The sequence below is a fragment of the Wolbachia endosymbiont of Trichogramma pretiosum genome (genome assembly GCF_001439985.1).
In the GTDB taxonomy this organism is placed as follows: domain Bacteria; phylum Pseudomonadota; class Alphaproteobacteria; order Rickettsiales; family Anaplasmataceae; genus Wolbachia.
Genome location: NZ_CM003641.1, coordinates 378407 through 405379 on the forward strand (window position 1 = coordinate 378407; position 26973 = coordinate 405379).

The 26973-nt window shown below is 34.7% G+C and carries 22 protein-coding genes, 1 tRNA gene, 1 other RNA gene and 2 pseudogenes; 5 read left to right on the forward strand and 21 right to left on the reverse strand.

Going from position 1 to position 26973, the window contains the following annotated elements; all coding sequences use genetic code 11:
• Positions 1–448: 448 nt before the first annotated feature.
• Positions 449–2899 carry a type I DNA topoisomerase gene (gene topA, locus wTpre_RS01770; RefSeq protein WP_068651523.1) on the forward strand — a complete coding sequence of 817 codons (2451 nt, stop codon included), beginning with the start codon at positions 449–451 and terminating at the stop codon, positions 2897–2899.
• On the opposite strand, the pseudogene wTpre_RS01775 reads toward topA, so the two are convergent.
• The 16 genes and pseudogenes from wTpre_RS01775 to wTpre_RS01850 form a co-directional block, all read right to left on the reverse strand.
• A pseudogene (locus wTpre_RS01775) lies at positions 2879–4019 on the reverse strand (IS481 family transposase). The gene topA and the pseudogene wTpre_RS01775 sit on opposite strands and share 21 nt — an antisense overlap.
• A gap of 79 nt (positions 4020–4098) precedes the next feature.
• Positions 4099–4656 carry a hypothetical protein gene (locus tag wTpre_RS01780; protein WP_068651527.1) on the reverse strand — a complete coding sequence of 186 codons (558 nt, stop codon included), beginning with the start codon at positions 4654–4656 and terminating at the stop codon, positions 4099–4101.
• 190 nt (positions 4657–4846) lie between these two features.
• Positions 4847–6955, reverse strand: a complete 2109-nt coding sequence (locus wTpre_RS01785) for a DNA translocase FtsK (protein ID WP_068651529.1) — start codon at positions 6953–6955, stop codon at positions 4847–4849.
• The gene (locus wTpre_RS01790) at positions 6956–7234 is read right to left on the reverse strand and encodes a YggT family protein (RefSeq protein ID WP_083495755.1); all 279 of its coding nucleotides are present in this window, start codon (positions 7232–7234) and stop codon (positions 6956–6958) included.
• A 251-nt stretch (positions 7235–7485) separates the two neighbouring features.
• A complete protein-coding gene (locus tag wTpre_RS01795) occupies positions 7486–7686 on the reverse strand; it encodes a hypothetical protein (RefSeq protein WP_068651531.1) in 201 nt (66 codons plus the stop codon).
• 27 nt (positions 7687–7713) lie between these two features.
• Positions 7714–8076 (reverse strand): hypothetical protein, encoded by a 363-nt coding sequence (locus tag wTpre_RS01800; RefSeq protein ID WP_157055007.1) that lies wholly within the window; start codon positions 8074–8076, stop codon positions 7714–7716.
• A 901-nt stretch (positions 8077–8977) separates the two neighbouring features.
• Complete coding sequence (locus tag wTpre_RS01805; RefSeq protein WP_068652595.1) at positions 8978–9406, reverse strand: ClpXP protease specificity-enhancing factor SspB; 429 nt, start codon at positions 9404–9406, stop codon at positions 8978–8980.
• Between the two features lie 16 nt (positions 9407–9422).
• Positions 9423–9757: a transfer-messenger RNA gene (gene ssrA / locus wTpre_RS01810) on the reverse strand.
• 449 nt (positions 9758–10206) lie between these two features.
• Positions 10207–11220, reverse strand: coding sequence for an Obg family GTPase CgtA (cgtA, locus tag wTpre_RS01815; protein WP_068651535.1), 1014 nt, complete (start codon positions 11218–11220; stop codon positions 10207–10209).
• Complete coding sequence (eno, locus tag wTpre_RS01820; RefSeq protein ID WP_068651537.1) at positions 11208–12482, reverse strand: phosphopyruvate hydratase; 1275 nt, start codon at positions 12480–12482, stop codon at positions 11208–11210. Before eno ends, cgtA begins: the two co-directional genes overlap by 13 nt.
• 98 nt (positions 12483–12580) lie before the next feature.
• Positions 12581–12697, reverse strand: a pseudogene (locus wTpre_RS07475) (WPE palindromic element domain-containing protein); the annotation flags it as partial.
• Between the two features lie 120 nt (positions 12698–12817).
• Positions 12818–13813 carry a glutamate ligase domain-containing protein gene (locus wTpre_RS01830; protein WP_068651541.1) on the reverse strand — a complete coding sequence of 332 codons (996 nt, stop codon included), beginning with the start codon at positions 13811–13813 and terminating at the stop codon, positions 12818–12820.
• A gap of 8 nt (positions 13814–13821) precedes the next feature.
• Positions 13822–14433 (reverse strand): SURF1 family protein, encoded by a 612-nt coding sequence (locus tag wTpre_RS01835; protein ID WP_068651544.1) that lies wholly within the window; start codon positions 14431–14433, stop codon positions 13822–13824.
• Position 14434: 1 nt separating this feature from the next.
• Entirely contained in the window at positions 14435–14911 is a 477-nt protein-coding gene (bfr, locus tag wTpre_RS01840) for a bacterioferritin (RefSeq protein ID WP_068651546.1), read from the reverse strand.
• A 53-nt stretch (positions 14912–14964) separates the two neighbouring features.
• Positions 14965–15438: an RDD family protein gene (locus tag wTpre_RS01845; RefSeq protein WP_068651547.1), complete on the reverse strand. Its 474-nt coding sequence runs from the start codon at positions 15436–15438 to the stop codon at positions 14965–14967.
• A complete protein-coding gene (locus wTpre_RS01850) occupies positions 15438–16079 on the reverse strand; it encodes an HAD family hydrolase (protein WP_068651549.1) in 642 nt (213 codons plus the stop codon). The genes wTpre_RS01845 and wTpre_RS01850 overlap by 1 nt, the downstream gene beginning before the upstream one ends.
• 222 nt (positions 16080–16301) lie before the next feature.
• Between wTpre_RS01850 and wTpre_RS06410 the strand changes: the two genes are divergently transcribed.
• Both wTpre_RS06410 and wTpre_RS06415 read left to right on the forward strand, forming a co-directional pair.
• The gene (locus tag wTpre_RS06410; RefSeq protein WP_245609523.1) at positions 16302–16646 is read left to right on the forward strand and encodes a hypothetical protein; all 345 of its coding nucleotides are present in this window, start codon (positions 16302–16304) and stop codon (positions 16644–16646) included.
• Positions 16647–16673: 27 nt separating this feature from the next.
• Entirely contained in the window at positions 16674–17507 is an 834-nt protein-coding gene (locus wTpre_RS06415; protein WP_245609524.1) for a hypothetical protein, read from the forward strand.
• Between the two features lie 19 nt (positions 17508–17526).
• Here wTpre_RS06415 and fumC read toward each other — a convergent pair whose 3' ends face one another.
• The 4 genes from fumC to wTpre_RS01875 all read right to left on the reverse strand — a co-directional run bounded on the left by fumC (position 17527) and on the right by wTpre_RS01875 (position 22826).
• A complete protein-coding gene (gene fumC / locus wTpre_RS01865; RefSeq protein WP_068651551.1) occupies positions 17527–18915 on the reverse strand; it encodes a class II fumarate hydratase in 1389 nt (462 codons plus the stop codon).
• Between the two features lie 189 nt (positions 18916–19104).
• The gene (locus tag wTpre_RS06420) at positions 19105–19446 is read right to left on the reverse strand and encodes a hypothetical protein (protein ID WP_245609525.1); all 342 of its coding nucleotides are present in this window, start codon (positions 19444–19446) and stop codon (positions 19105–19107) included.
• Positions 19447–19592: 146 nt separating this feature from the next.
• Entirely contained in the window at positions 19593–19823 is a 231-nt protein-coding gene (locus wTpre_RS06425) for a hypothetical protein (RefSeq protein ID WP_245609526.1), read from the reverse strand.
• Positions 19824–19907: 84 nt separating this feature from the next.
• Entirely contained in the window at positions 19908–22826 is a 2919-nt protein-coding gene (locus tag wTpre_RS01875; RefSeq protein ID WP_179945524.1) for a PD-(D/E)XK nuclease family protein, read from the reverse strand.
• Between the two features lie 108 nt (positions 22827–22934).
• Here wTpre_RS01875 and wTpre_RS01880 point away from each other — a divergent pair, with 108 nt between their 5' ends.
• Positions 22935–26021, forward strand: a complete 3087-nt coding sequence (locus wTpre_RS01880; RefSeq protein WP_068651555.1) for a phosphoribosylformylglycinamidine synthase subunit PurL — start codon at positions 22935–22937, stop codon at positions 26019–26021.
• 278 nt (positions 26022–26299) lie between these two features.
• Here wTpre_RS01880 and wTpre_RS05820 read toward each other — a convergent pair whose 3' ends face one another.
• Complete coding sequence (locus wTpre_RS05820; protein WP_068651557.1) at positions 26300–26659, reverse strand: hypothetical protein; 360 nt, start codon at positions 26657–26659, stop codon at positions 26300–26302.
• 212 nt (positions 26660–26871) lie between these two features.
• Between wTpre_RS05820 and wTpre_RS01890 the strand changes: the two genes are divergently transcribed.
• Positions 26872–26949 (forward strand) — tRNA-Arg (locus wTpre_RS01890).
• The last annotated feature ends 24 nt before the right edge of the window (positions 26950–26973 follow it).

Here is a 26973-nt window from a genome sequence, read left to right on the forward strand (position 1 = left end):
CTGGAATGAAATGGTGGAATCACACCTCTATTAAATTACTTTAGCTACAAATATCAAGAAATTTACCAAATAGAAAAAAGACAAAAGAATCCCCCCTATTAGCTAGCTCTAATCCTGAAAGTTGGCCTGTCTTAAACAGACCGTTTCAGCTTATATGGTTAAAAAAATGGAAGTTTTGTAAAGAAATAAGATACACATAGTACAAAAAATTAAAAATAATACGACAACTGCGTTATGCTTTTGTCGTTTAATCTGCACAGATGAAAATAAATAGTATAGCGTTATCCTTATGGTAAGGGAGTTGAAAAAAATTTATAAAGCAGGTTCTTTCATTAGTTTTTTTTTGCGAACATAAAACAATTACTTAGAAAAAGTAGAAGACCATTAAAATATTTTTTTACTTTTTATTCTATATATTTCAACATGTTACCTTTAAGTACTAATAACTATGGCATTATTAATAGTTGAGTCGCCAGCAAAGGCAAAGACGATAGGTAAATATTTGAGTAAAGAATTCAAAGTGGCTGCATCTTTTGGCCACGTCAGAGATTTGCCAGCGAAGAATGGTTCTGTTGATCCTGATAATGACTTTGCCATGAAGTATGAGATTATTGAAAAAGCAGAAAAGTATGTAAAAGAGTTAGTTAAGGAAGCTAGTAAAACATCAGATATATACCTTGCAACAGATCCAGACAGAGAAGGAGAAGCAATCGCTTGGAATGTGATAGAGGCACTAAAGGAAAGAAAAGCAATCAGTGATGAAAGCAACATTCATAGAGTAGTCTTTAACGAAATAACAAAAAGAGCAGTGCAAGAAGCTATAAAAAATCCACGTGAAATTAATATGGACTTAGTGCGTGCACAGCAAGCACGCAGAGCTTTAGATTATCTAGTTGGATTTAGCTTATCACCGCTGCTGTGGACAAAATTGTCGGGAAGCAAATCTGCAGGGCGAGTGCAGTCTGTTGCATTAAAGCTTATATGCGAACGAGAGGATGAAATCAGTAAGTTTATAACACAGGAGTATTGGAGCATAAAGGCAGAAATACAAAATAGTAAAGATGAGGCTTTTTTTGCTATGCTAAGCCACTATGACAATAAAAAGCTAGAAAAATTTGATATTAAGAATGAAGAAGAGGCAAAGAACTTAGTCAGGGAGATCGAGTCAAGGCAGTATGCTGTGAGCACAGTAGAACGCAAGCAAGTTAAGAGAAACCCTCTTCCTCCATTTATCACCTCAAGTCTTCAGCAAGATGCAGTGAATAAACTGTATTTTAATGTGAAAAATGTTATGCGAGTAGCACAAAATTTATATGAAGGTATCAATATTGGTGGTGAAACGGTAGGGTTGATAACTTACATGCGTACAGATGGGTTTCATATTGCAGATGAGGCTATAAACTCAATCAGGGGATCAATTAAGTCATTATATAGTGATAAATATTTACCGCATTCTCCTCGTCAATATGCAAAAAAGGTCAAAAATGCTCAAGAAGCACATGAAGCAATCCGGCCAACTGATATTAATAGAACACCTGGTAGTATTAAGGACTACTTAACACCAGAGCAATTTAAATTATACGATTTAATCTGGAAAAGAACCATCGCAAGTCAAATGGAATCGGCGATTCTTGATCAAGTGGTAGTTGGAATTAGTTCTATCGACCAGAAAGTGATTCTGCAAGCAAGTGGATCAAGTATATTCTTTGATGGTTTTTATAAAGTCTATCAAGATAACATAGAAGACGAAAATGAAGGCCTGCTACCTGCCATTAAGGAAGAGGAAGCGTGCAAGTTGATTTCTGTTGATCCGAAACAGCATTTTACTCAACCTCCACCTCGTTATAGTGAAGCGAGTATAGTAAAAAAAATGGAAGAAGTCGGTATAGGTCGCCCATCAACTTATGCAACAATTATTTCGGTATTACAAGATCGTGAATATGTTTCATTGGATAACAAAAGATTTATTCCAAGCAGCCGCGGTAAGATCGTGACTATATTTTTGAAAACTTTTTTTCAGCGTTGTGTAGAGTATGACTTTACAGCACAAATGGAAGAAAGGCTTGATTCAATCTCAAATGGACATGCAGATTGGAAAAAAGAACTAGGCTATTTTTGGGTTCCATTTTTTAATCATGTAAATTCTGTTAAGCAAATGACACATGATGAGATTTTTAGTGGTATTCATGATTTGGTAGTCAATTGGTTTTGCTCAGAGGAAAGAAAGGAAGAAATAGGTAAAAAATGTCCTAATTGCTCTGGTGGTATATTGAAATTAAATTTTGGAAAAGCCGGTGTGTTTCTTGGATGTTCTAACTATCCTGAATGCAATCATACAAAAGAAATTACGGGCAGTAATGACAATTCAGAATATCCAAAAAGTTTAGGTATAGATGATGTGACAGGACAAGAGGTAATGATCAAAAAAGGTCCTTTTGGACTTTATCTGGAGTTTAATAGTGAGTCAGAAAAGAAAAAAAAGATTTCTGTACCAAAAGATATAAATGTTAATGATATTGATCTAAATACCGCCACTCGATTACTTTCCTTGCCGAAAGTAATCGGAGAACACCCAAAAACTGGAAAGGAAGTAAAAATAGGTCTTGGACGATTTGGGTACTATATTCTCTATGATGGTCGATACTTTTCTCTTAAGAAAATCTCTAAGGAGGTATTAGACACACAATTAAACGAAGCTATACAAATTATAGAGAGCAGCCCATGCAAAGAGCTAAAATCTCTTGGTTTTAATGAAAAGGGAAAAGAAGTTTTTATCTGCAACGGTAGGTACGGATTCTATATAAAATGCGGTAAAACAAACGTTGCTTTGGGCAAGAATGCAGATATTGAAAGTATAGATCTGAAGAAGGCTTTAAAGTTAATTAAGAATAAAAAGTAGACTTCTTGCATACCTGTAATAGTTTAGACTTGACCTGACAGAAGAATCGAAGAAGTCAAAACCGACATCAGAATCTATTTTAATGTTATCAATATTTTTTTTTTGGTAAGCAATATGAATACTATCAAAAAAGGTCTGCATAGGAATAGCAATACTTACTGGAATGAGGTCTATCTCTGTTATAAGAATGCAACCAATGATCGACATCTAATTGAAGCTCCTCCAAAGTACTATAAATCTTTTTCCTAAAGATAATATTGTAACATTCATCTTGCATAGTTCTATGAAACCTTTCACATATACCATTAGTCTGTGGAGAATAAGCTTTGGTTCTAGAATGATCAATATTTTCTACTCTCAAACATAACAGGTACGCATGATTCCCTAGTTTACCACAATACTATGTACCAAGATCAGTTAAAATGCGTAGCAATGGAACTTTCTGTTTATCAAAAAATGGTATAACTCTATCATTGAGAAGATCTGCAGCTGTGATAGCAGTTTTCTCCGTATAAAGCTTAGCGAAGGCCACTATAGAGTAGGTGTCAATAAAAGTTTGTTGATAAATTCTTCCAATACCTTTGATATTGCCTACATAATAGGCATCTTGATTACCTAAGTATCCAGGGTGTTGTTTCTAACATTGGCTTCTTTTTGTTCCTTAGTTTTTTTTCTAAAGCAGCAACTTGCTCCTCTGTTAAAATTATACCGTCTTGGACCACCTTTGCTTCCAGGGCTTTCAATCTCTTTTTAAAATTTTCGAGATCGTTTCTTTGCCATATTGACCTTATACCACTAGCAGATATTAGAATTCCTTTTTTCTTTAATTCATTAGCTGCTCTTTCTTGTCCATATGCTGGAAACTCTACTGCTATTTTAACTACTGCTTCTTCTGTATCCTTTGGTACTCTATTGGTAAGTAATGGTTTGCTTTTGTTTATCTCATATAATGCTTTTCCCCTCCTGTTTCATATAGCTCTTTGAAGCGGTAAAATGTATCCCTTGCATACCCCATTACTTTACACGCTTGGGATACATCTCCTAATTGCTTTGCAAGTTCTAGTAACCCCAACTTTGGTTCTAGTGTTTTTCTTGTGTTGTACTCATTTCTGACACTCATTTATAATTTATTTATATTTTTATCTTGCTTCATTAAGCTGTTAGATCAGGTCTAAACTGTTATAGCTTTAAGAAGAGCATTACACTCTTCCTTGCTGTAAGTTATTCTTCAGTTTTTTAGTATCACTCATATTATTAAACTTTCCGCTTGGCATATCTTGAAGCAAGTCGTCTTTCTCCTCTTTATCAAGCTTAACTCCCTGATAGATACAGAATGAAACAAAACTAGTTACAGCTATTACAGCAATAGCACCGACTATGGCACAAGCTAGTATTGCTTGTTCTTGTCCCCCTACCATGTCTGCAAATGTTTCTACTTTTTCTTCTAAGCCTGTAAATTTTTCTTGTAAGCCGCTTAAGTGCTCTTGCAGAGCTTGAAACCGCTCAGTACCAATCTTGTCTTCTAATGCACCAAAAACTTTTTCAAACTGCTCAACATCTATCTTTTGAGCTTCTTGCCACTCTTTTAATGCACTAAATACCCCTTCAAACTGTTTAGCATCTATCTTTTGAGCTTCTTGCCATTCTTTTAATGCACTAAATACTTCTTGAAACTTTTTAGCATCAATATTTTGACTTTCCTGCAATGCAGTTATATCCAATTTATCAAAACCGAATAAAAGTTTGGTTATAGCCATTTTAACCCCCTAGCTAATTAATATATTACTATTGTACGTTTTTAGTGGTTAATTTAGTATTAAACACTATACAACTTGGATCCAATAAGAAATATATGGATTACAGCGTCATGACCTGGAACTTTTGAATTCCCATTATGCAAGAGATCTGTTGATCTTAGAAATAACTTTCCTTGGTTTAAGTTAGCGATTATTCTACTAATATCTCTCTCTTTCCTGAGCAACTAGGAGCACTGACAATACCTTCTTTCTCCATTCTTTCAACAATATTTGCAGCTCTGTTATAGCCTATTCTAAGTTGCCTTTGAATGTAACTAGTTGAAACCTTTTGATCTCTCTGAATGATGGCCACTGCTTGCTTGTATAGATCGTTCTCTTCATCTTCTGTTTCAACCTCTGATTCCGCGAAAGAATTTTCATCTTCTTGCGTGATTTCCTCCATGTAGTTTGGCTCACCTTGCTTTTTTAGATGATCAACTATATTTTGCACCTCATCATCACTTACAAATGGACCGTGAACTCGAATAATCTTACCACCAGAAGCCATATAAAGCATATCGCCCATACCGAGCAATTGTTCAGCCCCTTGTTCACCAAGTATTGTACGGCTATCTATCTTAGAAGTAACAGCAAAACTAATTCTCGTTGGAAAGTTTGCTTTTATCACACCTGTTATCACATCTACAGACGGACGTTGCGTTGCCATTATGATGTGTATTCCTGCAGCACGAGCCATCTGAGCTAAACGTTGAATAGAGCATTCTATATCTTTGCCAGCAACAAGCATTAAATCTGCCATTTCATCTACAATCACCACAATATACGAAAATGTCTCCATTTTAATCGGTATTTTTTCAAACAAAGGCTTACCAGTTGTTGAGTTAAAGCCAATCTGTACAACACGTTCCAATTCTATTCCGCTATTCATCGCTTCTGTAATTTTTTGATTATAGTTTATTACATTCCGCACATTTAAATATGACATCATACGATAGCGATTTTCCATCTCTTTCACGATCCACTTAAGAGCAATGACAGCTTTTTTTGGCTCTGTTACCACTGGTGTTATTAGATGCGGTATAGCATCATATATTGAAAGCTCAAGCATTTTTGGATCGATCATTATCATCTTACATTCATCAGGACTTAGTCGATAAACAAGCGAAACAATCATCGTGTTAATTGCAACCGACTTACCTGACCCTGTAGTTCCGGCAACAAGCAAGTGGGGCATTTTAGTCAGATCTGCAATAACTGGTTTTCCGCTTATTTCCTTACCAAGCGCAATTGGAAGATTTAAGTTTGCATTTTGGTATTCTGGCGATTCAAGTAAATCACGCAGCATTACAATCTCTCGCTCTTTGTTTGGCAATTCTATTCCCATGGCATTTTGTCCACGAATTATTGAAATACGTGCAGAAAGTGCACTCATTGAACGTGCAATATCATCTGCAAGACCAATCACTCTTGCAGATTTTGTACCTGCTTGTGGTTCAAGTTTGTATAAAGTCACAACCGGTCCATAACATACACTTATAATTTTTCCTTGCACGCCAAAATCACTCAGCACCTGTTCGAGCAGAGATAAATTCTTATTGCTCTCTAATGCATTCAACTGTTTTCTCTGCATAGATTCTTCTACTTTAGAAAGTAAGTGAATGCTTGGAAACTCAAACTCGCTAGAAGGTGGTTTAAAAATCTCTTCGGTAGCTTTTTTCTGTCTTTCTTTTGGTTGTTGTCTAGTGGTTCTATATTTTCCCTCTATTACTAATGGTACTATTGAATAATCAGTAGTTTTACGTAACCTGAAAAACAGAACCTTTGTAAAAAGGGGAAATATTTTTTTACATAGGAAAAGCAAAGAATAAACCGTTCTCTTCCAACCAATTAATCCTACGATACCTATTGATGCTACTACTGTGAATATGTAAAACGGACAGTGGCCAATTAGAGTATTGCCGACTATTCCACCGTGCATGTACCTAGTAGTGATACCGAGCAAAAGTTGCGCTAATGTAGCACATATTCCTAAATTGATTAACATTAAATAGAGAATTTTCAGCAGCCTTTTTGATATCAAAAAGTAAACTATGGTTGTAGCTATTGTAATACTAGCGAGTCCAAAAAATTGAACTAATATATCAGCTAAATATGAACCTACTATTCCACCTAAATTTGTTACTTCCTCATTTGTAGATGTGTTTAAGGATGGATCTTTATAATTATAGCTAAAAACCGATATATATATATACATTAAGAGTAATAGGTATATCACTGATTTTAGCTGTTTTTTTAACATCTACTTAAAGTAATAAGTAATTGTATATTTTACAAAGTGAATTGCTATTATCAATATCATCACGGATAAATCTAATCCATTGAATGGTTGTATATACCTTCTGATAACCTTTAGTGGAGGATAAGTGAGTCTGTTGAAAGTTTGCATTATGCTGCTTACAATCTCATTATACATGTTAACCACATTCAATTTAATCAACAAATCGAGAACAACCGAGCATATTAGAATGAAGCTGTAAAGATCTAGTAGTAGGTTAAGTAAGTATATGATTGGATGCATATTACTAATTTATACTAAAACCTATTATGTGTAGTGATAGATATAAAATCAAGCCCCACAATAATAAATAGGTGCAAACAATAAATGATTAGTCTGTTTATCAACAGAGATGTCCACTGTTTGCTGCCTTGTATTCCCTCTACTGTAAAATTCTTAACTTCCTGCAGCGCCAATGTTACATCTCGAAGCAAAGTTAATGTGTCACAGCTATGTGGAACTTGCTCTCTAAAATATCCACTGGTTGAATAATACTAGATGGCAAGGTTTATCAAATCAAGCACATCATTTAGTTCTAATTGCGCAATGCCTATTTTAGAACAAAAACCAACCACTCCAATATTAGCGTTAAAAAATATGTACCTACTATTTTCTCCCTTATATATTAGCGTAGCATAACCATCTTTACTGAGATTTTTATCCTTATAATAATAACTGCGGCAGCAGCTAAACATTATAATAATACTCTGATTTTATGTTATCTAATGCATGCTCAAGTTGCTCTTGAGAAATGGAAGCTTATTTTTTTTTGTTTTAGGATCAAAGAAAAATTTTTGTTTATTGAGCAAGATGTTGTCAGAGAAAACAAAATTTTTACTCTTTTTAGAATCATAAAAACCTAAAATAGGTAAGCACTCCGATAGAACTAGTATCAAATGTAACTGCCATTCTTTTTCTTCCTTGCCATTAAGGTAATCTATAATGTCTTGCTCAGTTATTTTGTTATTTAGTCTATTAAAAAAGCTTAAAAAGTCTTCTCTACTTTCTAGCTTCATAGAAACAATTAAGTTACATGATCCGTTTCTAGGATTAAAGCCTAGAATTTTTTTATACCATCCACTCAATGTGGGCATATTCCCTATAGCTGTGGAAATATTTAGATTTAATCCTAATTTAACACCATCTTCTCTCTTAAATTTTTGTGTATACTATTCATAAGCCAACTTTACCTGAGTATATGATATTATTTCTGTGTAGTGACATTTCCCTTTGCTGTCTTTATAAATTCCTTTTATATTACAAGCGATGCTATTCTCTATATCTTTCGTGATAACAAAGTCTTGAGTTTCAATAGTTTGGTTTAAAAATTCTGCAATATCTCTTTTTGAGAAAGTTCGATCAAAAGTTTTTCCATTATCATTTTTGAAAAAGACTCTGACCTTGTCTTCCTTAAGAAAAGGAATTTTTGATATTTGCGATCCACAAATATCGTTGACTTAATCTTTTATATATGTTGACATTACTGCTACCTAATATTTTAATAAAATATTAGGTATAATATAAAATTTTAAATATTTTTATTAAAATTTAATAAGATATTGTAATCTTTGATTCCACGCAGATAGAAAACTTATTGATAAGTTAACGGAGAGATGTATACAATACAAGTATCTGTTCAGCAGAGTAGCAAAATAAGATAGATAAGACAATCGCAGAAACAGACGTTATCATGCCAGTGCTTGACACCTTTATGTTTGAGGCAAAATCTGCTATAATATTTAACACACTGCTTTCACAAACGAATACTCATACAATTCTGTGTCTGAGAACTGAGATGACACCATTACAAAGGAAACAGCATCGGCTACTTTCATAACAAGAAAGAAAGCACCAGTTTAAACATTTGCACATTAGCCATACACCTGAATGGACATCTATATGAAAAGATAAGTGTTCAGAACCATTTTCCTTATTTTAATTACCCATTACTTGATGAGATTACTTCTTTTAATTGATATTATAAAACTACTTATCGTAAAGTTGATCTATAGATATAATACTACCATTTGATGACTTTTTAGCACATTTCTCGCTTTCATGTTCTTTATCAGAATCAACGCTAAATACTAAAGTATCCCCTGAAATTTTATCATGAAACTCACTGATGGCAAAAAACGGTACAGTGACTTGTTCTTGTTTTCCACGAAAGCTCAAACTGACGCTAAACTTATCCTCACAAACTTTTAGACTATAAAATTGGTGCTGTAATATAATAAGCATTTGAGTAGGATATGATTCTTTCAAGTAGTCTGGTATGACAACACCATTAAATCGCGTAAAAAACAGTATCTCTAAGTGAGGAGTAAAAACATTATCTAATATAGTATCCAGAGCCTTTTTGACAACTTGAAATTTAGCACGACTAAGCGACTTCTGATAATCTGTTTTGTCCATATAGCCCTTACATATTTGGGGGAACTTCTGTTACCCGGCGTTCCCTAAACCGTGCTTATAGCAATGAAGTTATAGTGCCTAAATTAAGCAGCTAATGCAACATTGTCTTCAGCAGCAAAGTTATCGTTTGCATCTAAATTGTGAACTCTTAGCGGTGGCGTCCAACCGAGCAAAGCTACCATCTTTACTATGCATGTCGATCCTTACTCGCCCCCATATCAATCAAAAAATATGGTGGAGGCGCCGAGTACTGCCCTCGGGTCCAATACACCTATTACAAGGTAATTTTATTGCCATAGTACAAAAATGTACCTCTTTGTTATACAGTAGTATTGAATAAACGTCAAGTTGTTGAACGTAAAATCGGTTGTAAGCTAAAAAATTAATATAAAAATTACTTCGCCTATTTATCTAATCTTAGTATAATCAAACTAGAGGTGTTTTTAGAACTCAAAATCTGTCTTCGTCTGCAAGCTTTTTTATCAAATAATCAAACTCAGTAAAGAATGTAGCGTATCTTCTTCAGCGCAAATGGGTGCACAAATATGCTTAATCTCTGTCGTATGTGCGTTACATTTTTTCTGTTCTTTATTAATAAATATGGGTGATTCTATGCCTAATTATTAACAAAAAACTACTCAAGTGCTTTTGTAGCTATTGAATTTCTGAGTTCAAGAAAGCGAGAGACAGTGTGAGAAATGGCACAAGCCGAAAAAAAAGATAAGTTGTGGAACAAAAAATGCAGATAACCGTGGAAAATTACCCACTGGAATCCAGACTTTGATTGTCAAATAAAAAATTCACATCTTAAAAGGATCATATACATCAATTTCCTTAGTTTTCACTTTCTCGTTTAATGATCTCAAGATGGGCTGTAAATCATCGTCTATTGATAAGCACAGTACTTCTCTATCAAGAAAACCGGCTAGGTGATTCCTTTTCTCAAGGATTTCTGTTTCTTCCAATAAGTCACATTTATTTAACACCACAATTTCCTCTTTTTCAATAAGATTGCTATTGTAAAGCTTCAGTTCATTATGTGTACAATTATAAGCTGAAATAATGTCATCCTGAGTTACATCAATTAAATGCAGTAAAATTCTACATCTTTCTATGTGCTTTAAAAACTTGTGTCCGAGACCAACTCCAAGATGAGCATCAGCGATTATTCCAGGAATATCCGCTATCACAATTTCGCTATAATCCACTTTTGCTACACCTAAATGTGGTCTTATAGTAGTAAATGCATAATCGTCTACTTTCGTATCAGAATTTGAGCAGCGAGTTAAAAATTTCGATTTACCAGCATTTGGCATACCAATAATGCCAACATCAGATAAAACTTTTAGCTTCAATATTATATTTCTTTCTTCTCCAGGCTGACCATGGGTAAAATGCCTTGGTGCCCTATTAGTAGCAGATTTAAAGTTAGTATTTCCAAGCCCACCTTTTCCACCTTTCACTACTTGAAATTCCGTGTCGGGTTTATCAAGATCTACTATCATTTCCTCACTTTCTTCATCGATTATTTGTGTACCAACTGGAACTTTAAGTATAATATCTTTTCCAGCTGTGCCAGATCTATCTCTACTCGTACCACTTTTTCCATTACTCGCTTTAATGTGTCTTCGACAACGAAAATTAAGCAAAGTGTTGAGATTTGCATCACTGATGAAAATTATGTCTCCTCCCCTGCCCCCATTACCACCGTTTGGACCACCAAATTCAACGAATTTTTCTCGACGAAAACTCGCGCAACCATCGCCACCATCACCTGCTTTTAAATATAACTTAACTTCGTCTATGAAATCCATGCTAACCCGCGATAATATTTAGCATTTTCTCCTAATGAACTTTCTATTCTCATCAATTCATTATACTTTGCAAGCCTATCAGAACGCGACAGCGAGCCAGTCTTTATTTGCCCACAATTCGACGCAACTGATATGTGGGATATCGTTGTATCTTCTGTTTCACCTGAGCGGTGAGAAATAATGGCCCTGTAGCCATTTAATTTTGCCATTTCAATAGCAGCAAAAGTTTCCGTAAGTGTTCCTATCTGGTTTGGCTTGATTAGTACAGCATTTGCCATTTTCTCCTCTATTCCTTTACTTATTAGTTCACAATTTGTAACAAATAAATCATCTCCAACCAATTGAACTTTATTCCCAAGTTTTATAGTAAGTAATTTCCAACCTTCATAGTCGTCTTCATTCATTGCATCTTCTATAGAAATTAGAGGATATTTGCCTACAAGGTCGAAATAATACTGAACCAATTCTTCTGAAGTGAGTTCTCTGTTTTCAAATTTATAAACTCCATCTTCATAAAAAGTAGATGCAGCAACATCAAGACCCAGTGCAAAGTGATTTCTCATCGAATAACCGGCAGATTCAACAGCCTGAATTATCAAATTAAGAGCTTCTTCAGTGCTTCCAATGTTTGGTGCAAAACCACCTTCATCTCCTACGTTTGTGCTATAACCTTTTTTCTTAAGAATGCTGTGCAAGTTATGAAATACCTCTGCAGATATTCTGATTGCTTCACTGAAAGTTTCAGCACCAACCGGAAGAATCATAAATTCTTGAAAATCTAGTTTATTATCCGCATGTACTCCACCATTCATTACGTTAATGAGTGGAACTGGCATCTGCTCTTCCCCTACTCCCAAATACTTATATAACGGCATTTTAAAGCTGTTTGCTGCTGCTTTTGCAACAGCAAGAGACACACCCAAAGTTGCATTTGCTCCAAGTTTAGATTTATTTTTTGTTCCATCTAGTTCAATTAAAACTTTATCAATTGCACTCTGGTTTGCTACATCCATGCCAATGATTTTATTTGCTATCACTTCACTCACAGACTGAACAGCTTTCAGCACTCCCTTACCACAATACCTTTTTTTATCTTGATCTCTCAGCTCCAATGCTTCTAGTTTACCGGTCGAAGCCCCAGAAGGGACAGCGGCTCTACCTGTTGCTCCATCACATAGTTCTATCTCTACCTCAATTGTTGGGTAACCCCTGCTATCTAAAATTTCTCTTGCAAATACACTGCTAATTGTCTTTCTCATCATGCTAAACCTCTACTAGATTCACAATTGTGTGCACGTTCGGGAAATGTCAACCCAGCGCTGTAACATTCCAGTGTACGAACATTGCAACCTACAGATAAACAGATAATTTGAGTAGCAGATGGTGTTATTCCAGTGCTCGACACTGGAATCCAGTTTTTATAACACAACCACTTATTTAAAGTTAAGTCTTCTGGATCCCAGTTTCTTTGCACTGGGATGACACCATTCTTAATGGAAGCTATCCCCATATCGCAATGTCTGTACAGTTGTTTACCTAGACACTGGGATCCAGTTTTACTACATAATTTTATCATATAAATCACCAATGCTTAAGTTCATTTTACTAGCAGCAGCTTTGCAGCTTCTCTTGCTAGTTTAGCTATATTACTACCAGCACCAATAAATAATACTACATCTCCTGAACTTGTCGAACTACCAATAAAATGTGAAATGAGTAAAGCATCATTCATAATCTTCACATCATTAAACCCATTACTGATCAAGGCTTTTTTTATATCATCAATTCCACAGCCAGGAATAGGCTTATCTTCTGGGGGATAGACAGGAGTGAGAATTACATAATCAAACATCATGAAAATTCGTACGAACTCATCAAAAAAATTACGAATACGAGTAAAACGAAGCGGCTCGATAATTCCTGTTACCTTTCCTTTAGTGGTCAAACGTGCTGCTGCTAGGGTTGCCTGTATTTCATTTGGGTGGTGAGCATAATCCTCAATTAACTTAACACCTTTAATATCGGCAACTAAAGAAAATCTCCTTGCTACTCCTGTAAATTCCAAAAGACCTTTTTTAATCTCTTCATCACTAATTCCAAGTTTTACTGCAACTGATATTGCAGCGAGGGCGTTGCTAACTTTATGCATTCCTATTGCATTTGACAGCACTACATTCTTTATAATTCTGGTACAAGGTTGAATATTTTCTTTTTGTCTTTCGAGAGCGAGTTCTTTTAATCGAAACACCATATGTACATTATCATCAATTTCAATACGCTGAACTAACTTTCTAATTATATTAAATTTAGTCTCCCAATCTACCTCTGATAAATCAAACTTTTCCTTCGTTATATGCTCTCTGACCATCTTAACTTCTTCCCATATTACCCCTTCTAGTATATCTACGCGTATTGATTTGCTGTTACATTCACCAAAACGTTTTCCAGGACAACGATAGTAACTTCTTCCTCCCTTAGCATTACTCATTCCATAATAAATGGATTTACAATACTGACATACAATTAATTCTTGTAATAAGTATTTACTTCCTCTTTGTTGCATTTTTTCTATTTGTAGCTCTTCTTTTTCCATGCTCCTCCCTACAACTTATATCTATTTTGCCTACAGTAAAATACACACATAATTGGACAAACAAAGGAAAGTGCAAACCAAGTAATCGCATACTCTAAATGCTTAATTGGCTGTATAGTCAATTTTCCACCAAAATTGTCTTGCCACAATATACATTTTTCTAGCTTAACACCTAGATCATTGGAGATTTCTTCTGTACTTAAGGTAAACCACGTATTTGAAGCAATATCATTTTTGATAAACCAATTTTTGCTACCATCACAATATAAAACTCCACTCAAAGCTACTTTTTCAATTTTTGCTTTTTCTTCTTTTTTTTCTCTAACTATTCCTTTATTCACTAACATGTAATGTCCAGTGGTAAGCAATATAGGAGACAGCACATGATAGCCACGTTGACCTGCGAAAACATATAGTTCTATATCACTTAAAATTCCATCGATTTTAACGTTTCTGTAGTTAAACTTTGAAAGATTATCACTAGACAGTAGATGAATAACTGGAAGATCCATATTTTTGATAATATTATTCTTCCAGCTCAACCTAAACAACTGCCATAACCCTAATGAAAAAAGAAGTAAAAAAGGTATAATAAAAATAAATACTGTTTTTCTTAACACTCTATATTTGTGTTCTCAAGTAATTTTCAATACCCATAAGCTCAATAAGGTCAATCTGTCCTTTGATCCAATGTAAGTGCTCTTCCTCATTTTTCAGTAGTCCTTCTAATAACATTACACTCACGAAATCCTTTTCTTTTTCAGCAACGGAAATTGCCTCTTTGATTCCCTTGATACCTTCCTCTTCTAACTTAGAACTATCTTCTAAGATTTTCTGCATTGTATCTTTTGTGAACTTTCCTTCATACTTTGAGATTTTATTTGTATCTTGAAAATTTGGCATGCCCTTAAGTAGTAAAATTCTTTCTGCAAGCCTATTTGCATGCTCAAGTTCTTCATTAAGCTCCTTTCTCATCTTTTCTGCAAGTTTATTGATCCCGCTATTTTTAAGAATCGCAGAATGCAAAAGATACTGGCGTACAGAAGTCATCTCATTTGTAAGTGATTTATTTAAATGTTCTACTATTTCTTTATTCATAACCTTTCTTTAGCTAATATACCAATGTAATCTACATAACAATCAAGGCAACATCAATTCATTTTTCTCACAACAATCGTATCAAATAGCACATCATGAAATGCCTGTTTCCTCTGAGAGAAGCAAGCAACTAAATACCAACTGAAGGTAAGCATCACTATAATCACTTCTAGTGTACTTAAAGTATTTACTGATGTTTGAAAAAGTTTGATAAAGGTGATAATTGAATTGTTTAGCACAGGAAGGAAAAACTGAGAGATAGTGCGATCAAATGCTAAGCTCAAACCTATTTTAGAACTATCTAAAGTGATAGTATATACATTCATTAACTGTTGACCAGGAGTTGCCTGAGCTGTTGAAGATATAAAATATGTAAAGTAGCCACAATTTATACACATGTACAACAGGTGCAAAATTAATGGAAAATCCCCTAATGACAACACAATTAGTAAGGTTGGAATTAATAAAATTCCTACATCTATTAAATATGCGCAAAAGCGCCTGTGTACACTAGCGATCTCTGTCATTACCACCTATCTTTCAAATACTTTACTATGAATTCTGTAAGTTTATTAAAATATTGAAAATATAACAAATCCTCATAACCTCTTATTGATTGTCCGTATACAATAGGTAAGCAATTTGCATTTTGTGCACATAGAATGTCTGTGATGCTGTCACCAACAAAAAACACATTTTCTCTATTTACAGGTAGCGTATTCTCCTCCAGTGCAAACAGCAGTGGAATTGCAGATGGTTTATCTTCTGCAGCATCACATGAGCCAACTACTCTTTCAAAGTAAGAATCTAGTTTAAAATAGGCAACTTCTTGACGTAAATTAGTATTTTTCTTATTGCTAACTATCGCTAGGTAAATATTGTGGCTTTTCAGTGTCTGCAGCATTTTCTCTACTCCTTCATTCAGAGTAATATTTTGTAACAATGCATTATCTAGATATTTTTGATATATCTGGTTCGCTTTTTTCCATTGATCACCAAACAAATTAACCATGTAGCTCTTTCTTGATTCATGAGAATTTCTATCAACAACTTTACTGCCAGATCCCATCAAATCTAAAGTATGCTTAATGGCATTAGAAATATTATCTTGAGTATCAACTAAGGTATTATCCCAATCGAATACTACCGCTAATGGGCTGTTTTTCATTTTTATATTGTTACGTATTTTAAGCTAATAAGTAAATGATATTTTGATGAAAAAAGCATAAATGAGGTGCTCCTTGTGTCTTAACTATTTTACATAATTAACTAATATATTGATTTTAGTATCAGCTTTTATTTAGTAGGCATGACACAGCTTAAAGATACACCAGATACTGAGAAGAAATTCAAGGATGTCTTTGCTGGTGCTTTTGCAGAAGGTACGTAGTTGGAAGATAAAGTGAAGATTATCAATGAGTTCCGCCAGGAACTTAAAGCTCACAAAAGGCAAGTAACCAAAGAAAATCTCGAGAAAAGGTTAAAAGATATTTCTGCAGCAGATAATTTTTCACTAGAAGATAAAATCAAGACTATTGCAAAATTAAATCGTATTCTTAGAGTTCGAATGAACCGTGCAGCTAAAAAAGTAGCTAAAGATTTTGAAAAGATCATCGAATTGAATCGGGAACTTAAAGATGTTTTTCCAGAAAATTCTTCATTGGAAGATAAAGTAAAAATTATTTTTGAATTGACCGAGAGCTCAAAGCTCAAAAAGGGCGTAAAGATGAAGTGAAGATTATTAAAAAATTGATTCATAATCTTGAAGGTAGAATGGATCGTGCAGCAAAAAATAGCTGAAGATTTTAAAAAGATTGCTGGATTTAAACAGAAATTCGAAGGAAAAGACGTTTTTACAAGTAAAAAAGTTGCAGAGTTTGAAAGTAATAAAAAATCTCAAACCACATTAGAAGGCAAAATTTCTGATCAAAATAAACAAGAAAAGACCTCTGTACAAAAAGACAAAATTCGTGACTCAGTTAGTGAGGCAGATACTTCTGAAAAAGCTGTTTTAGAAAATAAAAACTTTGAACAAAAAAAGATTTCTTTTCAAACAGATACAGTAACTAAGTTACAACCTTCAGTAAGAAAAGATCCTATAAAGGATAAACCTATATATAGCCAAATAATTCGTTCAATAACTGGAAAACATAGATTACAAGACTTGTGTTTTACAGCGTATAATATTCTTACAGAATGTGAATTAGAAGAAATGTGCACAGTGGATCCACTAGCAAAGCGCCAATGCATATCAGTGCCTTCATTTGAAGGTTTTGCTAAATTCCATAATCAATTCTGCAATATAGTACCAAAAGATTCAATAGTTAATGATAGTGCATTGCCAGAAGAACATACTAGCTTGGAAGGCAAGCTAACTTTCCTAGACTCTCAAATAAACGGCGGAGAACCATCAACTAGTCTGCAATCCTCAAATGTTAATCCATTGCCAGAGTTCATTTTCTCTCTAAGCTCTGTTACACTAGATGAAATGGTTAAGAGATATGGCTTTAATCACAATGACCACGCTCTAAGTGATTTAGAAGAGGTATATGTAGAGCAACCAGCAAAGTTCCATACATATTACCACAATAACTAGGGACAAAAAAGGTGGTAGTTTAACCTACCATCTCCTCCGGTTTCACTATCCTTTCAAACTCCTCCTCAGTGAGCAGTTGAAGTTTTGCTGCTGCTTCTTTTAGAGTGATATTTCCTTTATAAGCAAGTTTCGCTATTTTTGCTGCATTGTCATATCCTATATGCGTATTTAATATAGTAACTAGCATTAACGACTGATTTAGTAAATCCTTTATTCTTTCTTCGTTTGCTTTAATATCAACTACGCATTTCTCTGCAAAATTTAAACTTGCATCAGCTAAAAGTCTTATAGATTGCAAAACATTGTAAATTATCACCGGCTTAAACACATTCAATTCAAAGTGACCATTTGAGCCACCAATTGTCACGGCAACATGATTTCCCATAACTTGAGCACATACCATAGTCACCGCTTCGCATTGAGTTGGATTCACCTTACCCGGCATGATTGAAGAGCCAGGCTCATTTTCTGGTAACATTATTTCTCCAATTCCGCATCTTGGACCAGAACCAAGTAGCCTTATATCATTTGCAATTTTCATCAAGCTTACTGCTACTGTATTGAGTACTCCACTGAGCTCAACTAGAGCATCATTTGCTGCTAGTGCTTCAAACTTATTTTTTGCTGAAATAAATGGAAAATTAGTGATTTTTGCCACTTCTTTAGCAAAATCCTCAGCAAAACCCTTTTTAGTATTGATTCCCGTGCCAACCGCGGTGCCACCTTGTGCAAGTTCATATACATTGATCAGAGTTGACTTTACTCTCTCTATTCCCTTTTTAATCTGAACTGCATAGCCAGAAAATTCCTGCCCAAGTGTTAGAGGAGTTGCATCTTGCAGATGAGTACGCCCTACTTTTAGTATATCTTTAAATTCATGAACCTTATTATTTAGCGCTTTATATAATTCTTCAAGATTGGGAATAAGTGAGCGGTTTATTTGCTCTGCTACTGCTATATGCATTGCTGTTGGAAAAGTGTCATTTGATGACTGACCACAGTTTACATGATCATTTGGATGCACTGGAGACTTACCACCTAAATCACCACCCAAAATTTCTATTGCACGATTGCTGATCACCTCATTCATATTCATGTTAGTCTGAGTTCCAGAACCGGTTTGCCAAACAACAAGTGGAAATTGATTATCAAATTTACCGTCTATTATTTCCTTTGCAGCTGAGCAGATTGCATCCCCTACTCTATTATCTATACTACCCTGCTTCATGTTAACACGCGCTGCTGCAAGTTTTACTATTGCTAGCGCTTTAATCAGAAACTCTGGCATTTTCTCTGTACCAATTTTGAAATTTTCCAAAGAACGCTGAGTCTGAGCTCCCCAGTAATGTTCACTTAGTACTTTTACTTCTCCTAAGCTATCTGATTCTATTCTAGTTTTTTTATCCATATTCCTCATTCTAGAGCTTGATATTACCTACATATATGATTAGTTAAATCAAATTGTATTTCAGTGTCAAGTTGAGACATTTTTAGTGAAGACCTTAGAAAACTTTCAAGCCATATCTTTTGCTTCTATTATTTTTTATTGTTATTAAGGAAATCATGCAACCTTAATCAATAAACCTACTTTCACACTCTATAAGTCTATTCCACTTAGAGCTTGAATGGTAAAAACATCTTTAAGCGCAGAAGCTATACCTTTGTTTACTTTCTCTTTTTTTACTTCTACAATCATACAATCCAACATTGCACCTAACGCTAGACTAACGGTCGCTGATGCTGCACAAACTGTAATCATTGCTCCCGCGAAACATGATATTATCATACCGGCAACATAACCTATTGCACCACTCACACCAATGCAGACGTATTTCTTCCGCAGTTCTTTTTGTATGTAACCTTTCAGATATTCTTTTACATCTAAATGCCCGTTTCTAGTAGCATAATTCAGAGCAGTGTTTTCATAGCCATCTTTCACATTAACATTTGCTTTTGCTGTTTCTATCAGATACTTTACTACCTCTAGATATCCACTTCCAGCATCCTACATTAGAGCAGTTCTTCCATAGTGTCTGTTGAATTAATATCTTCTTTCTGTTTTTCTATCAGGTATCTTACTGTTTCTCATTGACCATTTTTGGTAGCTGAAAATAATCCTGCATGATTGTTAATCATTTGTGCAAATGATAATGTTTTTAGTTTAGGGGGTTGTAACTCTTTAGTATTAAAGTTTAATTGTGCTGGAACAATTTCTACTTCAAGCTCTACATATTCTCTTGTTAAACGATCAAGATTGATTGAATCACTTTTTAGTGTTTTTTTATGGTTGTTTGAATCTAGCAAAAATGAGTCCATATCACAATCTAGTAATTCTCCTACTGCACTTAGTAAACCAGCTGTACAACCAGCTATTTTGATCTGGATGAGAGGAGATGTAATTTATAACCACTCCCCTATCCTTTCTAGTTGTTTGTAGCTGTTAAATCTCAGGAATTTATCAAAATAAGGAGAGGCAATGAAGGGAGTAGTATCTCTTAAATAATTAGATAAGAAATATGGTAGAATATTCTGAAATTCATGCATTTTTTGTCTATAATCTTTCAAAGCAATAACCTTTATTTTATCATAATCAAGTTTCCAATAAGCAAGCTCCGAGACTTCTTTTTTTGTTGTGTATTCCACTGCTAAAGCTTGTAAAATTAATTGCGGGAAAAATCCTGACATAACTTCCTCATTGGAAGGTGGTGAACCAAGTTTATAGTCTATAATTGCTACTTGCCCACCTTGTAGATACTCAACTCTATCACATCTTGCTGTCAGTGAAATTTCTTCTGTCATTCGAGTATCTGACCAGCTCTTATTACACAATTGTCTGGTGTGTTCATTTGCAATCAAATTTTCTGGATCCAAGTAGTCAAGCACTGGGATAACACCCTTCTTCTTAGTGGAAGTTGTACAGCATCCGCACAGTTGTGTGTCACGCGCTGGAATATAAAATATCGGATAGGAAAAGCTCTTCTCCAACTCAACTTGATTGTTTCTAGTCCTATCAAACTCAACAAAAGATTGAATTATCCTCTGCAACCTTACCCACCACATATTTGAAAAGTGGAATCGATTAGACGAGAATATTTCTCGTGCAGTACTCATCAGCGACTTTTCGTTACGTAAATATCTTGCAAAAATATTGTGTACCATAGTGCCAAACTCCAATATCGATGGCTTAAAATTTAAGTCTTTTAACTGACTAAGGTTCAGTATGTATTCAACATAAAATGAATAAGGGTTACGAATCAGTTTTTCTACCGCACTACAAGACATCACTTGCATTTTTTCTTCTCTGACTTTGGCTTGAGGTTTTGGCATAGGCTGAGTACATGGAACAATGCACTCAGGTGTATTTAATATTCTTAGCCAATTGCGATAAGGATATTTTTGTTCTTGTAACAGAACCTCCAAACGACGCAATAGAATTGATTTTCTATCACTCACTAGCCTCGTAATATAAACCTTACCGGCACCAAATAAATTGCGCAAAGTATACAAAAAGTACCCTTGCTCTTCTTGCACAGAAGGAAGGTTAAATTTTTCTCTATTCAGCGCACTCAAAAACGGATTCTGAAAATTTGGTATATCATTAAATCCAGCAAGTATTACAACTTTATTTTGATATAAGCTAAATTTATCAAAGTTATTTTCTGGAGAAAAAAACTTCCTTTTTAAAAATAATATCAGGATTTGACTATATAACTCTAAGGAACACTCAATTGCTATACCGTCACATGCATTTAAGAAATCACGAGTAAAATTACCTATTTCACCATTTAGCTCTAGAAAATTCACATTAGAAAGCAAATTAACACACTGTAAATGAGCTGCTGCTATATTGGAAATAGTATGATTTATAAGATTAAGTAAAAGATTAAATATAGTTTCTAATCTACTGATAATAATTAATATATCTTCTTTATATCTTAGCTTTTTACAAGTACTAATAGCGTTGATAATATCCTTAAGACCATTTATATCAAAGCTGCGCAATACTTCTATCTCAAACTCAGATAAAATACGAGTGTACTCTTCTTGAGCGTAACCAAAAGTCACTAGCCTATGTTTAAGAAGAGAAAGCAATGCCACAGAGTTCCATTTCGAGTTCAAAATCTCAATACTATAAAGCAGAAGCGTCACATAATAATAGTTTTTCGATATGGGGCACACCATACGAACTGCAAGTAATTTATCAAAAACAAACAAAGAAACGTTTTCATAACCTTCATTCTCCATAATTAGTGACGTCACCTGTGCTTCTTCCTCTCTGGAATCACAAGTGATGACTTCAATATTGCCAATATATCCATTACTAACTTTGCTTAGATCGGCAGTCGTATCAAAGACATAATCTAGTTCAGGACTGCCTGTCATCCCAGCCCTCTGATTTTTAGTGTACGAACATTGTAATTTGCAGGTAATTTGAGTAGTAGATGAAGTCATTCCAGTGCTTGACACTGGAATCCAGTTTCTATTGTACAGCCACCTGGTGCACTCATTTAAAGTTAAGTTTTCTTGATCCGAGTGTCTGGGAACTGGAATGACATCAGAACACGCTTCTAGCAGAAAACTCACATCCTCTCTGCCTATACTTAAATAATCAAGCAGATCTTTCAGGCAATATTGATAATGTTTTTTATCAAGTGATTGCCAATCTTTCTCTTTAATTTTCAAATTCAGATTAGGTAAAATTATCTTTCCAAATGGCAGGTCGTATACAGCTTTAATCAACAACTTATAAATCTCCCCCTTTCCAATTCCAATAAAGATTATATGCTGATCTTTCTTCAGGGAGGCTATCATATTGTTTATGTAGTCACTCTTATGCTTTAGTATATCTACTACTCCTAAATTTTTTAAAGTGTTACTCCAACTTTTGATAAGTAAGTTTATGAAATTCTCCATTTTCTTCGAATGCTCATCAAGCTGATAACAATCCGCTATTTGGGTATATTGAAGTAATGACGGCAAACTGTAAACTAGATCGATTGGAAAACTATCATTGTGTTTTTTATTCCACTCCAATATAAATTGAATGAGTAGCATCGTTCTCTTTGTCGGGTTAATAACTTTAACTCTATCAAGATTTAATATCAAATCTTCTTCATCAATGTTTTCTAGTGAAACTATCTCTGGCAAAATTATAGTTCTGTAATTCTTAAATGCACTCAGCAATGCTATCACATCCCTCTTGCAGGGCAGTATGATCTTTATCTCGGGAATTTTTTCTCTTTCATATTCAGAAAATATGTGCTGAACAAGAACATCAAAAAGGGACTCATTCACATTAACAGTAAAAACTCTTCCCACTAACAGTAACAATTAATACAACACTTTTATTGTATAGAAATTATTTAAAATATAAATGTGCTCGCAGTTTCTCATGCTATGATACATTAAATTCTTTTACAAAATTACATGGCAAACATCAGAATAGAAGTTTTTAATAAATGTGAACAAGTTGGCCGCAGAAGGGTGATTAATGTTTACTTGATTTACATAAGCAAAGAATTACCATCAAAATTACATGAAGAAATTTGTGGGCTATTTTATAATAAAGTCATACAAGACTGCCGTTATTATTCCTACAATGAAAACCTTGAAAAAGTTCAATATAACTTCATAGAATCACAAGCAAAATGGGGCTTGGAGATAAGCTTTTTACCTGGCATGACCGATAACGTAGGAAACACGGCAAAACAAATTGTTAGAGAATATCTAATGAGCAAAGGCCACATTGATGAAAGTGTCTCTATCAAGGCAAGAAGTTCAAAATTGATTCTAAGTCAAGGAGGTTTTCCAACCGAAGATGACATAAAACAGGAATTCAATTCTGTTACTGAATATTGCACACTTGTCTATAAAGAAAACGGCAATTGCCATTGGAAGTATTACAGTAAACCAAATACCCCACCTGGTGTCATTACAGCGCGTGACAAGGAAAAAAAAGAATGGATTCCAGTGTCAAGCACTGGGATGACAACAGGTAATAATGGAGCAAAATCTGTCAAACTCAATGTAAGTGACCAAGAGCTTGAAAAAATCAGCAGAGATGGAATCGATGGCAATGGTACGTTAGGGCTCTCGCTGACAGCAATGAAAGCTATAAAGGATTACTTTGAAAAACTCGGTAGAAATCCATATGATATTGAACTTGAGTCTCTGGCACAGACTTGGTCTGAACATTGTAAACACAATATTTTTTGCTCCCCTATTGATGAAATAAAAGATGGTCTATATGCTCATTATATTAAGCGTGCAACGCGTGAGATAAATTCCAAGATATGCGTGTCAGTTTTCTCCGACAACGCAGGAGGAATAATTTTTGATGACGATTACTTGATTGTAGATAAAGTTGAAACTCACAATAGTCCTTCAGCTCTCGATCCGTTCGGTGGAGCAATGACTGGAGTGCTTGGAGTTAATCGAGATATAGTCGGTTTTGGCAAAGGTGCAGAACCTATCATGAATACTTATTACTTTTGCTTTGCCAAAGAATCTAAAGGCAAACTTTATAGAGATAAAGAGCGTACTGATAAAATCTTACCACCAAAATATATAATGAAAGAAGTGATTCACGGTGTTAATGTTGCTGGTAATTGCTCCGGTATTCCAACGCAACTTGGATCGGTATACTTTGACGATAGATTCTGTGGAAAGCCATTAGTTTTTGTTGGAAGCATCGGAATTATTCCACGTAATATAAATAATGCACCTTCACACATAAAAGAACCCAAAAACGGTGATAAAATCGTAATTATTGGTGGAAGAGTTGGAAGGGACGGAATTCACGGTGCAACTTTTTCTTCAGAGGCATTGTCGGGAAATAGCCCTTCAACAATTGTGCAAATTGGTGATCCTGTAACACAAAAAAAATTATCCAACGCCGTCGTAAAAGCAAGAGATCTTGGTCTTTATAATGCAATAACGGATAATGGAGCAGGCGGTCTATCATCGTCCATTGGTGAAATGGGAAAAGACGGATTTGAAGTTGATTTGAGCAAGGTTCTCCTTAAAAACGATGGTATGGCTCCGTGGGAAATATGGATATCAGAATCACAAGAGAGAATGACCTTAGCAGTGCCAGAAGAAAATCTTCCTGAGTTTAAGCAAATCATGAAAACACATGATGTGGAGGTCTGTGTAATTGGAGAATTCAACAAAAGTGGCAAAGCCGTTGTTAAATGTCCCCCAGGGACAGTAATAATGGACATCGAAACTGAATTTCTGCATGATGGTAATCCTAAAATGCATTTACAGACAAAGCCATGGTCTGGAAAATCTAACCCATACGCTGTCATTCCAGAATTCTCTCCTGTCATTCCAGCGCTTGACACTGGAATCCAGCAGGCTTTGTCTGCAAATAAATCTAAAACTTTATGTAAAAATACGTGCGATGGCAGAGTTGAGCTTGAGATAGATTCCAGTGTCAAGCACTGGAATGACACCTTTGCACTAGAAGAAATGCTAAGCAGACCAAACATACGCAGCAAAGAGTTTATAGTGGTGCAATATGACCATGAGGTTCAAGGAACTTCAATATTGAAACCACTGCAAGGCAAGGGAAGAGTGTGCAGTGAAGCTGTTGTCTCGAGGCCAGTCCTTTCTTCAAACAAAGGTGTTGTAAAATCGCAGGGATTTGGCTCAAGTTATGGAGAAATTGACACTTATCACATGGCAGCATGTGCAATTGACACTGCAATACGCAACTACGTAGCTGCAGGAGGAAATATAAATCATCTAGCGTTGCTCGACAATTTTTGCTGGTGTGATGCTTATAATCCAGAAAGGCTGTGGCAACTAAAGAGAGCTGCAGAGGCTTGTTACGACTTTGCAACTGCATTTAAAACGCCATTTATATCCGGAAAAGATAGTATGTTTAACGACTTTAAGGGATATGATGAAAATGGCGAGAAAGTGATGATATCTGCACCACCTTCACTACTCATTTCAGCAATTGGAGTTATAGACAATATTGAAAATGCGGTATCGCTTGATGTGAAAATTCCAGGGGACTTGATATATGTGCTTGGTACAACCCACGATGAACTTGGTAAATCTGAATATCAGTTATATAGTGGAATAGATAATAACAACGTGCCAAAAGTTAATGCAAAGAGCGCTAGGAAGTTGTATGAACGTTACAACCAGGCAATAAAAGATGGCATAATTGTCTCTGCAATTGCACCAAACTTAGGCGGCTTAATTATTGCTCTGGCAAAATCGCTAATTGCAGGAGAACTTGGTGCTGAAATTGATCTTTCACTAGTACCAATAGGAAAAACACAAAATACAGACATAATAAACAAGATAATAATGTTTTCTGAATCGCAAAGTAGAATATTAGTAACCATTGCCCCACAAAATCAGCGTAAGTTTGAAGAATTATTTAAAGGTATAGTTTTTTCATGTATTGGAAAAGTGACAAAGGAGAAAGCTCTCAATATAAAGGATATTATAAGAATAGATTTGAAAGACTTAGGTACTAGTTTAAATAACTTTTGATTACGCTAGACAAATTTTTCATTATGTGTAATATTTGATTAAAGCGAATGCATGTTATAAAACATGGGTAGGTGATTATGTGCATTTTATCAATGCTCTTGCTTATCAGTCTTTCTTTAGTTAGCACTTCAAACAGATTAATGATATGCGCTACCTTATTTGTGGAAGCTACTTTAGTTTAAACTCAATGGTTGAGTTTCATGGTAGAAGCAAAGCTACTTACAGTTTAATAGTGTGTACAGTGATGTGCTGTCTTTTTAAATTGCAAAATTTTAGTTTTATGATACCGGCTCTATATACTTCAATTTTAATCTCTCTTCTCTCAAGCATAGTTGTTTTTGAAGAATCAAAATCGAAATTGAATTTTCATATGGCAAATTTATCACTTTAATTACAGTATCGGTCATTGATAATATGATTATTTGTGTTGGATTACTATACAAAATTTCTGCAGGTAAATGCTTATCAATATATATTAAAGATTTAATTTTCAAGTTTTCCTGTGCATCGATATTGAGTATCTGCTTGTTTATAGGAATGTATTTATTCTCCTTGGCAAGCAAGAAGTATTTTAAGGTTTCTGCATAACCCGTCTTCTGATATAGCCAAAATAGCTTAGATTTAACTATAACCGTCATTCCGCTATTTGTTAGCAGCTTGGCAGTATAATGTAAAAAGCTCTTATTCGGATAGCGCTTCTAAAATCAAAGTAATTGGAAACTGTTAACTTAAGTTATCCTTTAAGAGAGCTAGTACAATTTCTTACAGGTTTTATACATGATAAGAGTTTTATTTTTAGCTAAACCAATTGAAATAAACTATAAAATCTGTTAAAGTCAACTTTGTGCAAGCACCCTTAGCTCAGTTGGATTAGAGCATTTGACTACGGATCAAAAGGTCGGGCGTTCAAGTCGCTCAGGGTGCACCATGTTTTGTAGAAAATAGAGGTCAT